At 53.6% G+C, this 12,882-nt stretch carries 10 protein-coding genes; 9 read left to right on the top strand and 1 reads right to left on the bottom strand.

What is annotated here, in order from left to right:
• The first annotated feature begins 54 nt into the window (after positions 1–54).
• From AC0YNU_RS30455 to AC0YNU_RS30420, 8 genes are all read left to right on the top strand, one after another.
• Positions 55–1,611 carry a HEAT repeat domain-containing protein gene (locus AC0YNU_RS30455; protein WP_475763366.1) on the top strand — a complete coding sequence of 519 codons (1,557 nt, stop codon included), beginning with the start codon at positions 55–57 and terminating at the stop codon, positions 1,609–1,611.
• A gap of 369 nt (positions 1,612–1,980) precedes the next feature.
• Positions 1,981–4,707, top strand: a complete 2,727-nt coding sequence (locus tag AC0YNU_RS30450) for a peptidoglycan-binding protein (protein ID WP_475763364.1) — start codon at positions 1,981–1,983, stop codon at positions 4,705–4,707.
• Positions 4,707–6,302, top strand: a complete 1,596-nt coding sequence (locus AC0YNU_RS30445; RefSeq protein ID WP_475763362.1) for a peptidoglycan recognition protein family protein — start codon at positions 4,707–4,709, stop codon at positions 6,300–6,302. Before AC0YNU_RS30450 ends, AC0YNU_RS30445 begins: the two co-directional genes overlap by 1 nt.
• A 168-nt stretch (positions 6,303–6,470) precedes the next feature.
• Positions 6,471–8,285: a glycoside hydrolase family 43 protein gene (locus tag AC0YNU_RS30440; RefSeq protein WP_475763360.1), complete on the top strand. Its 1,815-nt coding sequence runs from the start codon at positions 6,471–6,473 to the stop codon at positions 8,283–8,285.
• Between the two features lie 254 nt (positions 8,286–8,539).
• Positions 8,540–9,322 (top strand): squalene/phytoene synthase family protein, encoded by a 783-nt coding sequence (locus AC0YNU_RS30435; protein ID WP_475763358.1) that lies wholly within the window; start codon positions 8,540–8,542, stop codon positions 9,320–9,322.
• Positions 9,323–9,653: 331 nt separating this feature from the next.
• On the top strand, positions 9,654–10,013 hold the full coding sequence (locus AC0YNU_RS30430) for a nuclear transport factor 2 family protein (RefSeq protein WP_475763356.1): 360 nt from the start codon (positions 9,654–9,656) through the stop codon (positions 10,011–10,013).
• A 463-nt stretch (positions 10,014–10,476) separates the two neighbouring features.
• Entirely contained in the window at positions 10,477–10,806 is a 330-nt protein-coding gene (locus AC0YNU_RS30425) for a putative quinol monooxygenase (protein ID WP_475763354.1), read from the top strand.
• Positions 10,807–10,996: 190 nt separating this feature from the next.
• Positions 10,997–11,158 carry an IS3 family transposase gene (locus tag AC0YNU_RS30420; protein ID WP_475763352.1) on the top strand — a complete coding sequence of 54 codons (162 nt, stop codon included), beginning with the start codon at positions 10,997–10,999 and terminating at the stop codon, positions 11,156–11,158.
• A 64-nt stretch (positions 11,159–11,222) separates the two neighbouring features.
• Here the strand turns inward: AC0YNU_RS30420 and AC0YNU_RS30415 are convergent, their stop codons facing one another.
• Entirely contained in the window at positions 11,223–11,570 is a 348-nt protein-coding gene (locus AC0YNU_RS30415; RefSeq protein ID WP_475763350.1) for a putative quinol monooxygenase, read from the bottom strand.
• A 258-nt stretch (positions 11,571–11,828) separates the two neighbouring features.
• Here AC0YNU_RS30415 and AC0YNU_RS30410 point away from each other — a divergent pair, with 258 nt between their 5' ends.
• On the top strand, positions 11,829–12,698 hold the full coding sequence (locus tag AC0YNU_RS30410) for an alpha/beta fold hydrolase (protein WP_475763348.1): 870 nt from the start codon (positions 11,829–11,831) through the stop codon (positions 12,696–12,698).
• The last annotated feature ends 184 nt before the right edge of the window (positions 12,699–12,882 follow it).

Raw genomic sequence — 12,882 nt, 5'->3', positions numbered from 1 at the left:
CCCCAGGTACATTAAATATATCACATCTACCTGTTCATGAAGGGGCTGCATAGCATGTCGAATACGTTAAACTTGCTGACGGACGAGCAAATGATTCAGTTTATTACGAACGGATATCTAGTGCTTCAAAACGATTTACCGGATGAGCTGCATCGAAGCGTCATGAATCAAATCGATTTCGTCCTGCAAAACGAGGGGAATCCCGGCAACAATATTTTGCCTCGCGTACCGGACATCCAGAAATTTTTTGATACGCCGGTAACAAAGGGCGCGCTGACGAGCGTCCTGGGACCTGACTATTATATGCATCCGCATCGCCATATGCATTTGAATCAGCCGGGTAACGGGAAGCCGGGAGGCGGGGAGTGGCATAAAGACGGCTTCTGGTCATCCATGCGCAGTCATCGTCCATGGTGGGTCATGATGTTCTACTACACGCAGGATATTACGGAAGCTATGGGCCCGACGGCAATCATGCCAGGCTCACAATATAACGAGAAATTCCCGGACCGTCCGGCGCTGCTGCCGACAGGCAAAGCGGGTACGATTGCGCTCGTTCACTTCGATCTGTGGCATAAGGCTTCGCTAAACACGTCCAATATGGACCGATACATGCTCAAGTTCCAATTCGTCCGTCTATCCGAGCCGAAGTCGCCAAGCTGGAATCATACGAACGCCGTGCCGGTCTTCCCTTCCGACGCGCCGGATGCGCATTTGAATGTATGGAACGATGTTTGGCGCTGGCTCAAAGGAGAGGCGAGCAAGGCGAAGGACGCTGCCTTGGACGATATAGAGGTGCCTGTATTCATCGAGGCATTATCGAGCGAGGATGAGGTCATCCGCAGCCAGGCGGCCGACAAGCTCGGACTCGCCGGCGAAGCCGCGGCGGCAGCCGTTCCGAAGCTGACGGAGCTTATACGCGATTCGTCCGAGAATGTGGCATTGAATGCCGTCTATGCGCTTGGACATCTCGGGGATTCCGGCACGGCGGCTTTGCTCAAGGAAGTAGGAGAAGGCTCCAAGCTAACGGCGCAACGAGCAGCCTACGGACTTCAAGCTTCCGGGAAGGACGCCGTTCCCGGTCTGGTTCGGCTGCTTGCGCATCAAGACGAGAATAGAAGGGCTTTGGCTGCATTCGTGCTGGGGATGCTCGGATCGGCGGCCTCATCCGCAGTTCCCTCTTTAATCGTCGCGTTGCAAGACGCAAGCGAATGGGTACGACGGAATGGCGTCGAAGCGCTCGGAATGATCGCCGAGCCGGCAGGCGAGACGGTACCGGCATTGGTCCGGACGCTCGAAGAAGCGGTTGCGCGGGAGTCTGCGAGCAAGGAGAACGTCAGCACCGGCTCTTATGTATACAATCAGGAATATATAACGAACAAAATCGCCTATACCGCGGCATTGTCCTTACTGCGAATCGGCAAGCTCGGCGACGCGGATCTCGTCATCGACGGGCTTGAGTCGGGCTTGGAAAGCCGGGACCGCTATACGAGAGCCTACGCTTTCGAAGCGCTGACGGCTATACGCACGGCTAGGGCGGTAGACGTGCTGATTAAGCATTATGGAGCTGCGCGCTGGTGCCCGGACACGCATATAGCAAGTGCATTTTAATTTTTAATGCAGCCGTAGTAACCGCAGTCAGGAAATAAAGGACTAATAGATCGCATTTTCCAGCCCGGCCGAACTTGGCCGGGTTTGCTTATGTTCCGGCGAGCCTTGACGTCTTCGGATTCCGTATATCGCACGGCAAACTTGCCGCTCGACACAACCGTCCACCGCTCGACAATATTAGCCGTCCCGTTCGGTAAACTTGGGCCGCACTCCCCATGTAGAGGAGGAGGAGCCACCCTATAATAAGAATTGCCATATATTAGAAATTCACTCAGAAAGGAGGATCACGGTAATAACCCTAACCTTAGCTGCAATCGACATGGCAAACGAGCTGCCAACAAACCATTTTCAATAGGAAAAGGTGATCCCATGCTCAAAAAGTCCACCAATCTGATCGATTTCAAAAACATTTTGCCGTACGACAGCGAGTTGTTCGGCGTCTACCAGCCGTTGCTCGGCTGGAAATCGGAGCGAACGCTGAAACGGTTCAACAGAGGTTATGCGCTTGACCGGCGAAGACTGATCTCGCTGCTGCAGAGCCGTTATCGCGGCATCTACAAGCTGACCGGCGTCGAAGGGCATGTGCGCGAGATCGAATATATCCACCCCGGGGAACAGCCGGGTGCCATCAAGGGCTTCGGCAGCTTCTTGCTGCAGGCAATCGCGTCCAAACTGCCTCCGTTCGAGGACTACAAGCCGGACATGTGGCCGGAATTCATCGAGCGCGAGAAGCTGGATAGGCTGCTCAATACCGTCGTCCGCGAGGCGTGCATGACATGGTATGCCCAAATGCTGCAGCAAAATGGCAATCTGATGGTTTCCGTCAGGCTATCCCCTGCAGCGGCATCGGAGGCGCTGGAGAAGAAAGTAGCGGAGGAATCCGTTATCGCCGGCATGCTGCTGTATTTGGCGGACCACAAGCTGTACGACCAGCTGAAGCAGCTGTTCTACAAGACCGATCCCGACCTGGATGCGCTGCTGCAGGCGCTGAACGCAAGCGACCCGTTCGAAACGCTGGATCCCAAGAACGATCTGGACCGGGTCGGTCTCTCCCCGATCGGCATCGTGCATCTGTTCCGTCAATATTTTTTCGAGTTCGATACGTTCCTCGGCACGCCCGTGGGCCACGTCTGGCTGAGCCCCGGCGCATCCGCGGAGCTGATCGAAGTCAGCACGCGCAAGACGACCGTCGAGCGGTCGACCGAGCAGTCGACGGAAAGCACGACACGCAGCGAGCTGTCCACGACGGACCAGGACGAATTGTCCGACAGCGTGAAGGAAGACAACCGGACGGATACGAAGTTCGGGGCCAACGCGAACGCGAAGGAAAGCTGGATCTGGGGCAGCGCCGAGCAATCGGCCAGCTTCGACATGGGCACGACGCAGCAGAAGGCGCGCGAGCAGTCGCATAAGCATATGCGCCAGCAGACGGAGAAGCTGTCGACCGAGATTCGCAGCAACTTCAAATCCACGTTCAAAACGGTGACCGAGACGACGGAGACCTCGAGCAAACGCTATGTGCTTTCGAATGAAACCGACCAGCTCATTAACTATGAATTCCGCCGCAAAATGCGCCAGGTCGCCGTTCAAGTACAGGATATCGGCACGTATCTGTGCTGGCAGACCTATGTAGACGAGCCGGGCAAGCAGCTTGGCGTGGCGGAGCTCATGCATATCGCGGCATCGCCCGACGTTGCCAACATGCCGCATCCGGAGGCGATCGTACCGCCGGGAATGGTCGTAACGGATTACCCGATCGACATCTCGTTCGTTCAGACGTCCGAAGATGAGGGAGATAAGGACGAAGGCTATACGGACGGCAAGGAAGAGGACACGGACTTCAACGAAGGCGATATCGAGACGATTCAGGCGGATTTTCCGCAGACGGTCATAAGCCAGCAGGCCGGCTACGTGCTGCAGAAGGTCAGCTTCGATACGTCCGGAGGAGATATTCAGTTGTCGGTAAAGAATTTGACGCAGGCGCCGAACAGCACGGAAGCCAAGTTCACGGTGCACGTCAACCACGTTAATTTCCGGGGCAGCTCCCCGATCCGCGTTATGGCCAAACTGACCTGGATGCCGGACGCGACCATAGCCAAGGACATCGAGGCCCAGAACAAGGCCAATATCAGCGCGTTCACCGCCAGGCTGGAGCAGGAGTACCGCAAGGAATTCGTCGATGCGGCCAAAGAGCGCATCAAGCTGGCGAGCCAAATCCGCTCCCGCAGCTTCGAGGACCTGCGCGAGGAGGAGCGGATCGTCGTCTACCGCGTGCTTATCCAGGAGCTGCTGACGAAGGGGATTCCGTTCCCGGACAACCGCACGCGACATGCCGCGGCGGAGCTGCTCAATTCCATCTTCGACGTGGACAAAATGCTCTATTTCGTCGCGCCGGAATGGTGGAAACCTCGTGATCACGCCCATCAGTCGTTTGGGACGCTCGTGCCGAACGGGCAGATCGGACCCGACGGCCAGCCGGTGATGGTGCCGGACGTCGCTTCGAGCATTCCGGCCGACAGCTTGACGGGCTGGGGCGGCATGAACGAGAAGCGAGAGGACAACTATTACATCACGGACGAGTCCGACCCCGCAAAGCTTGGAAGCTCATTGGGCTGGCTGCTTCAGCTTGACGGCGACAATCTTCGCAACGCCTTCCTCAACGCGCCGTGGGTCAAGGCGGTTATCCCGATTCGCCCCGGCAAGGAAAAATCGGCCATGAACTGGCTGAAGCAAGTAGAAGGCATGAACGGCATCGGGTCGTCCGATATGTACGGCGGCACGGAACCCGACCTGCAGGGCAAGACGATGCTGGAGGTGCTGGACCTGCTGTCGGAGAAGGTCAAGGCGAAGCACGACAAGTCGATCCAGACGACGGAGTACCCCGACCCCGACAACCCTGGCGATCCTGCCAGCACGGTTAGCGCGACGCCGGTCGACAAAGTGTACGAGAATGGCTTCTACCCGCTGCAAGGCGGCTTCCATGCCATGATGGGCGACGACTTCGAAGTGTTCGATCAATGGATCGAGGTGCTGCCGACGGATCAGGTGGTCGCGGTCGAGGTGAAGTACGATCCCAAGACGGGGAGACAGATCTAGTGGGCAAACCGAACCATGCGCCGAAGCTTAAAATAAAGAAGCCGGCCGCGGCCGCGAAGCCGAAAGCGCCGGTCAGGCCAAAAGTGAAGCCCGCGACGCCCGTCGCCAAGCGGAGCATGGACGATATGCCCGCCGGATCGCTGGATGCGCTGAAGGAGAGGGAGGCAGCCATTCTCGCCTCCGTTCCCGGAATCGTCAATCCGGTGAAAGATGCGACGGTCGTGCTGCTGTCGTCGTACGGCTATTTTCGCGTCATGAAGTTCGACAATCAGGGCAATGCGGCAGATCGTCAGTATTACCTCTATTTCACGAACAAAAGGTCCGGCGGCGTGTTCGAGGTGCACGGCACGATCGCATGGACGTACATGAATTTCGTGCCGAACCGCGACGACATCAGCGACTTTCCGATCCAGGACACCGTAGTCGTCGGTTCGACGATGCAGGACAGCCTGTCGGCGTTCAGCCGGTATGCGCTGCTCTGGTCGCAGGCGACCAACGCCGTCGCGACGCGGAATTACGCCGACTACGCGCCGTCCAAGGAGACGCTCTTCATCGCCTGCACGAGAGAGCTCGACACCGGCTTTCCTGCCACGCTGATCTATAAGAACTGGAAGGACGAGAAGACCGCGCAGTACAAGGACAGCCGCTTGATCCGGAGCGCGGGCATGCCGACGCAGATTCTGCTGCACGAGACGGCGACGTCCGGCAACATGAACATCTCGGGCGTGCGCAAGGAAAAGACGTATTATCCCATCCCTCATTTCTGCATCAACAATATCGACGGAAGCGGGAACGGCCATATCCTGCAGTTCGTCGATATCGCCGAGAAGACGTATCACGGGGAAACGCTGAACGACCGCGCGGTCGGAATCGAGTTCGTCAACGAGCCGCTGCAGGAGGAGGACCACCCCGATCTCAAGGACAGCAAGAAAGGCGTCTATCTGAAGACCGTGCTGGATAAATACCCGCAGCTGTTCATCCCGCTTGAATTCGACGAGTCCAAGGCCGATCAGACGCTGACCGTCAATAAGGCGGATATGCTGAATTGGAATGCGTTGAAGCAGATCGAGGTCGGGGCGGCCAAGGCGAAGGCGGCCGAAGAGAAGGGCGGGGTAGTGACGCTGAAGTTCGTCAAATCCGACAAGTTCGAGCATTTGGCGAGTCTGATGCGTTTGCTGCAAAACAAAGGCGGCTTTCCGGGTCTGGACATCGATGCCGCGGAGCAGCATATGTCGGTCGTCACAAGCGACAAAAAGAAGATATTCGTCTTCCAGCACGGCTATGAGGAAAAAGATAAGACGTTCCACTACGCCATCGATATCCGCAAACGCGGCATCTACACGCACGGCCTGATCGGCGGTCATCACGACGGGTACCAGCAGGCATTATACATGTACCTGAGGCTGATCAAGAAGCAGCAGCCGCTGGCCTGCCTGCAGACGATGATGGATATGCTGGCGAAGAGCAAGCTCCCGAAGGGGACGAAGCGGCCGCCGATAAAGCTGAAGGAAGTGCTAACGGTGACCAAAGGCAAGGAGGAAGAGCCCAAGTCGCCGAAGGAAATCAAAATCACGAGCTATCTGGAGCTGCCGTAATGATTCGCGCTGTTACAATCGTAGCAGCGTGTTTTTCATTTGTTACAGAAGCCAAGGCAGGCTGCCACGCTTTATTCTCCTCTATCCATGGTAGACTGGCCATCCATCCATGAGTAAAATGATAGATATGTTGAAAGCGCTATCTATCCGTGCGGGGGAGGGATTATATTGTCGGGACATGATCGCAATTATGCGGGTTATCTTCTGGTGCATTTTATCGGCGAACAGCCAGACGGCGAGCAGGTCTATTTCGCTTACAGCGAGGACGGCCTGCATTGGAAGGACCTGAACGCGGGCTTGCCGGTTCTGCGTTCCGAGCTAGGGGAGAAGGGCGTGAGGGATCCGTTCATCGTGCGCTCGCCTAAGGAGGACAAGTTTTACCTGATTGCCACGGATCTGCGCATTGCAAACGGAAAGGGCTGGTCTGCCGCATCCGATGCAGGAAGTCGCGACATCATCGCATGGGAATCCGCCGACCTGGTGAATTGGTCTGCGCCGTGGGCCGTCACGCTTGGCGTGCCGGGCGCGGGCTGCGTCTGGGCGCCAGAGGCGATTTACGACGAAGCCGCGGACGAATTCCTGGTGTTCTGGGCGTCCGCGACGCAGGAACCGGAGGAACGCGAGCGCAAACAAAAAATTTATAGCGCCCGCACCAAGGATTTCCGCAGCTATACGGCGCCGGACAAGTATATCGAACGGGAAAACCACATCATCGATACCACGATCCTTGCCTATAACGGCATCTATTACCGCTTCTCCAAGGATGAGACAACGAAGCATATCCAGGTCGAACGAGGCGCTTCGCTGGACAAAGACGCATTTACCAATGTTTCCGTCCCGGTCTTGGAGGATTTGCTGGGCGTTGAAGGTCCGGAGATATTCAAGCTTAACGACCGTGAGGAATGGTGCCTTATTGTCGATTGCTTTGCGGAAGGAAAGGGCTATCTCCCGCTGCTGACTTCCGACCTGGATAGCGGTGAATTCCGCGTTCTGCCCGAAGGCTCGTTTGATTTGGGCCAAACCAAGAAACGCCACGGCGGCGTCCTCCCGATTACCGCTGCTGAATGCAGCCGCCTCTTGGCGGCGTATGGCGACGGGCATCAGGCGCTACCGGGACAATTCGCCGACCCGGATCTGGCGAAGTTCGGCGACCGCTATTACCTGTATCCGACAACCGATGGCTTCACGGGTTGGTCAGGCACGCAATTTCATGTGTTTTCTTCGGCAGACATGCGGAATTGGCGAGACGAAGGCGTAATCCTGGATCTTGCGACGGAGGATGTTCCCTGGGCTGTCGGCAGCGCATGGGCTCCGGCCATCGCGAGCAAGGAGGGGAATTATTACTTTTACTTCTGCGGCAAAATGAATAGCGGCGAGAGCGCCATCGGCGTTGCGGTTGCCGAGACTCCGACAGGTCCGTTCCGCGCGCAGCCGCAGCCGCTCCTCACGTTGGAACAAACGAAGCGTCTTGGCATCGCCATGGGTCAGGCCATCGACCCTTCCGTCTATATGGAGGAGGACGGTACGGCTTATCTCCTGTTCGGAAATGGACATCCTGCCATCGTTCAGCTCGGCGCGGATATGGTAAGCGTTAGCGAGGATTCGATGAAGAATCTCGTAGGCCTGTACGACTTCCGGGAGGCGGTCACCGTTCTGAAGCGCGACGGACTGTATCACTTCACGTGGTCCTGCGACGACACCGGCAGCGAGGATTATCATGTGAACTATGGCACGGCGGAGCATCTGAACGGGCCGGTAACTTATCGGTATCCGGTCCTTGTCAAGAATAAGGACCAGGACATGCTCGGCACCGGCCATCATTCCATCTTCCGGGAGCCCGGCACGGATACGCATTGGATGGCGTATCATAGGTTTGTTACGCCGCTGACCCGGTTTGCAGAAGGAAAAGGCTATCATCGTGAAGTTTGCATCGATCCGCTCGCTTTCGGCGGTGATGGGCTGATGCGGCCGCTGCAGCTGTAGAGGATATATGAGGGTAACCGTTGAAACGCCTCCGTTTTCCCCATAGGGGCAAAGGAGGTGTTTTTGAATCAGAGGCCTCGGCCAAAGATTCATACGAAGGTCTCTTGTCAAACTTCACGGTACCAATAAATGCAATGTTCCGAGGTTAAGGTAATCTTATTGGATTGGCGATTATCGTATGTTATCATAATATGAAACAGCAACGCGAATGCTAGGAGGGTTTTAACATTAATAACGTCGTCCTGAATGATGCAATGATCATGTTGAAAAAAACAAGCCGCACTTTTTATATTCCGATCAGCCAATTGGATTCAGGATTGAAAGAGGCGGTAACAGCTGCCTATTTGTGCATGAGAGCCATTGATGAAATAGAGGATCATGAAGAACTCACCGACAAATTGAAAGTGGAATTATTGATCGGTATCCACGATGCATTCCAGTCCCCGAATAGTATTGAAGCTGCGCAACAATTATTATCGCCGTATCGGGCGGTATTGCCGGCAGTGACGATGCAGCTCGATGAGTGGATGGCTCTTTGTCCTTCTTCCGGAGCCCCGATCGTCAATCGGTACATCGCCAAGATGGCTTTGCAAATGTCCGAATGGGTTGAGAGCGGGTGGAACATCCATACGGAAGAGGATTTGGATCGTTATACCTACAGCGTGGCCGGCATGGTCGGAGAAATGCTATCGGAACTTTGGTTATGGCATGACGGCACGCAATCCGATTTAACGAAGGCGGTTGCTTTCGGAAGAGGGCTGCAGGCCGTTAACATCCTCCGAAATCGTAACGAGGATATTAAACGCGGCGTTGACTTCTTCCCGGATGGTTGGGGATTCAAGGAGATGCAGCAGTATACGCGCCGCAATTTACAAGTCGCCGACTCGTATATCGCCGACTTGAAAGAGGGTCCGGCGTTGAAGTTCTGCAAGGTACCATTGGCGTTAGCACATGCCACGGTAAACCTCATCGCCGTTGGCGGGAACAAATTGACAAGGGATACCGTTCTCAAAATCGTGAGCCGCGTGACTGGATAATAGGGTGTTCACCCAAACTTCGATAGCCCACAAAGAGCCCAGGAGCATCTATCTTCTGGACTCTTTGTGGGCTGTTTTTTTGCAAAGGACCTAGGTATTCGGCAAAATGACTGTATACGGAAAATATGCTGGACATGATTAACGTAGAAGCGATTAAGCTTGACCACATTTGGTCTTTTCAGTATGCCCAATTGTTTGGAATAGGACATTTTCCCCTTCACGGGCATAGAAGGAACAAAGGCTGCAACGACGGGATAATTCCGGGCGAACGGGAAAATCTAAGCGAACTAAGCCGAGCCCTTCGCGCAGAGTCAGGGAAAGGAGTATGTGCATGAATCAAACCTTAATTGAAAAGCATATGTTTTCGGTCTGGAGCGAAACGGACCAGAAGAAGAGAAGAGCGGCAATAGACGAAGTGTACGCGGAGAACTGCATGGTCTTCGATCCGATGTTCCCTGATCCTTTCCAGGGACGCAGCAGGCTCATGGATCTGATCGATAACGTGCAGGATCAATTTCCGGGTTTCGTCTTCCGCATCGAATCTTACGACGCGCATCATCAAGCCGTCCGCCTCCACTGGTCCTACGGGCTTCCTGGAGAAACGCCTGTGGTGACAGGTGAGGATATCATGTTCTTTGAAGGCGACCGGATTCAAACCATGTATATTTACATCGACCAGCCGCCCGCATGACGATTCCATGCAAAAGAAGCCGCCCGATCAAAGGGGGCTTCTTGTCTTTTATTACATAATATCAATGATTACGGATCGGTTTTGTGGAAAACCTAAGGCGAGGGTTCAAAGGACATCGATGGATTAGAATGCGAAAAGGCGGAATCTTGGCAACATTTTCGGGGAGATAGATACGGTTTCTTTTGGAACCAAAATTGGGGATTCTCGTCATGAGTCGCAAAACGATTATGATTCGGATCGAAAAGGTCATGGAAGAACTCTCTTAACTTAAAGGGAATTATCACATCCTCTTTTTGCTCGGTCAAGTAATCTATATTACTGAGCCATTATTAATTTAGGGTTATGATTGCTTCATCCTTTCAGAGCACCTGAGAGAACCGCAAAGTATCACGGCGAACCGTTAAGCAGATGATAAACGCGGTCGCGGGAAGGCTTCAAAAAACAACGCATAGGAGGAGTCAGCATGTCCAATAAACACGTCCAATTGAATATTCGATTTAAAGCCAAACCGGGAAAAAAAGAAGAATTCCGCAAAGAGTTGTCTTCCCTGATTGAAGAAATGTCATCCGAGAAGGCATTCATCAGCGCTATCGTATCCGATGACTTGGATCAGCCGGATGACCTGGTCATTTATGAAACCTGGCAAGGCACCAGAGATAGTTGGCTGGAGGAAGAGTTTACGAAACCATACCGTAAGAATTACGAAGGAACCCTCGGCGATTTGATCGTGGATCGGAGCGTTAGTTGGCTGGTACCAAGAGGAGAATGGGGAAGTCAATTAACGAAAGCATGAAGGTGGAACCAACGGCTTGAAAAATAAACGGCCCCTTGGGGCTTGGATATTCTGTTCGCCAACGCTGGACTTGGCAGCATTCAGCCCTTGGTTCAAATCACGGAAGAAGTAATATCCCCTTCAGGTAGACACTCCAAAAAAACCTCATGTTATCATGAAGTTTTGAGTGCCGCTTGGAGGGGATATTATTATGGCTAATAAAGGACATACATGCCAGACGTATGCTGAAGAGTTCAAACTGAAGGCTCAGCAAGTGGTGGAGGAGTACATGTATTACTACAACTACCACCGCTTTCCAGACAAACTAAAACAACGCGCACCGATTGAGTATCGATGCGCGTGGGCTGCTTAGCTTTTTTAGCTGTCTACTCGACAGGGGTATGATCCTATTCAAATGGATGCCAACTCTGATCCGTTTAAAAATGCTTGCCTGCCGTAATAGTAGTTCCCCATTCGCCCATCGGCGTGTAGAAACTGAGTTCTCTTCCCAACAAATACTCGGCCGCTCTCGTGTAGGGACCTTGACGATAAGCTTTCGATTCTTCCTCTGCCAGCCAAGTTTCTTTAGAGCAGTTCCAGATTTCATAAAAAACAATTTCATCCGGGTTGTCGACATTTTCATGAACGATGCCATTTACGAATGTCGGCTCTTTTGACATCGTGTCAAACAACGGCTTCAGATTTTCGAAAAAAGCCTGTTTGTCCGAATTTGGCTTCAATTGGAACCGCGCAATAATGACAGTCTGTTCGGTTTGGTTCATCATAAAATAAGACCCCTTACGTTCAATTTTTGTTTATGTTTCCCGGGAATAATCCAAATTATATCGGGAACCTTCGGAAAGGTCTGTAGTTTAGATTACATTTAGCCTGTTCAATCTATTGGCATTTTCTCTGCGCCTCTTGCCATTGATGTTTATCTGCGAGCATACGCGGGATTGCGTCTGCGATCCATCCGGTCTTAATGGGGTTATCCGTTCATAGCTATAGGAAGACGGTTGACTTGCAAGGAGGGCGAGCGATAGGTGTCCGTGACGGTGCTCTACAAGAAAATGAAGATCGAAGGGCTTGACGTCTTCTTTCGCGAAGCGGGGAACCCCAGGAATCCCGCCATGATTCTCCTTCATGGTTTTCCCAGCTCATCGCACATGTTTCGGGATTTGATACCGCTCTTGGCCGACCGCTATTATGTCATTGCGCCGGACTATCCTGGATACGGGAACAGCAGCATGCCTTCGGCGGATGAATTCTCTTATACGTTCGAGCATCTTTCCTTGGTTATCGAACAATTGATTAATCGGCTTTGTATTTCTCGTTATATTTTGTATGGCCATGATTATGGCGGTCCTGTCGGTTTCCGACTCGCGGTGCGCCATCCGGAGCGGGTTTTGGGTTTCGTCATTCAGAACGCCGTAGCGCATGCCGTCGGGCTCGGTCAACCATTTGATTTGTTCAAGGCGCTTTGGGCGGATCCGAGTCCCGAGAATAAGACAGCCTTTGCCTCGCTTGTCGACGTTGCGTTCACGAAGAAGCAATATGCCTTCGGCGCGTGCAATCCTTTCTTGATTAGTCCGGACGGGTATGCAGTGGACCAGTATTTTCTCGATCGGCCGGGAAATGCCGCGATACAATTGGCATTGGGCTACGATTATCGGCATAACGTGGAACTCTACCCAAAATGGCAGCAGTACTTGCGGACCTACCAACCCCCGACCTTGATTGCATGGGGCAAAAATGATTTTATATTCACCTTGGCGGGGGCGTACGCGCTCGCGCGGGAACTAACCTGCGTCGAGCTCGTGCTGTTATGCGGCGGGCACTTCGTCCTAGAAGAACAGAGCAACACGGTTGCGGCATTGATCAAATCCTTTTTTTGCCGCGTTTACGGATTCTAGCAAGGGAAGGATGACGCGGGTGACGGTCAGCCATTCCGTTTTTCTCGTTCCCCAAAAAAAGCCCTTCCTCCGACTGGTCAAGACCCCATTTAGTGGACAGTTAGAAAAAGCCCTACCCAAAAAACTGTCTCCGGTATTGTGCCGGAGACAGTTTTTTTAATTTTCTTTGCGGACGATGGTTGTT

The organism is Paenibacillus sp. J31P316 (assembly GCF_056269105.1).
The sequence above is the reverse complement of the archived record's forward strand: the minus strand, read 5'-3'. Positions and strand labels throughout refer to the sequence as shown.

Excerpts from the sequence above, each read along its gene's own strand:
- AC0YNU_RS30420 (WP_475763352.1), top strand. The coding sequence starts at position 10,997 with ATGGCTAATAAAGGACATACATGCCAGACGTATGCTGAAGAGTTCAAA.
- AC0YNU_RS30430 (WP_475763356.1), top strand. The coding sequence starts at position 9,654 with ATGAATCAAACCTTAATTGAAAAGCATATGTTTTCGGTCTGGAGCGAA.
- AC0YNU_RS30415 (WP_475763350.1), bottom strand. The coding sequence starts at position 11,570 with ATGATGAACCAAACCGAACAGACTGTCATTATTGCGCGGTTCCAATTG.
- AC0YNU_RS30425 (WP_475763354.1), top strand. The coding sequence starts at position 10,477 with ATGTCCAATAAACACGTCCAATTGAATATTCGATTTAAAGCCAAACCG.
- AC0YNU_RS30450 (WP_475763364.1), top strand. The coding sequence starts at position 1,981 with ATGCTCAAAAAGTCCACCAATCTGATCGATTTCAAAAACATTTTGCCG.
- AC0YNU_RS30455 (WP_475763366.1), top strand. The coding sequence starts at position 55 with ATGTCGAATACGTTAAACTTGCTGACGGACGAGCAAATGATTCAGTTT.
- AC0YNU_RS30435 (WP_475763358.1), top strand. The coding sequence starts at position 8,540 with ATGATCATGTTGAAAAAAACAAGCCGCACTTTTTATATTCCGATCAGC.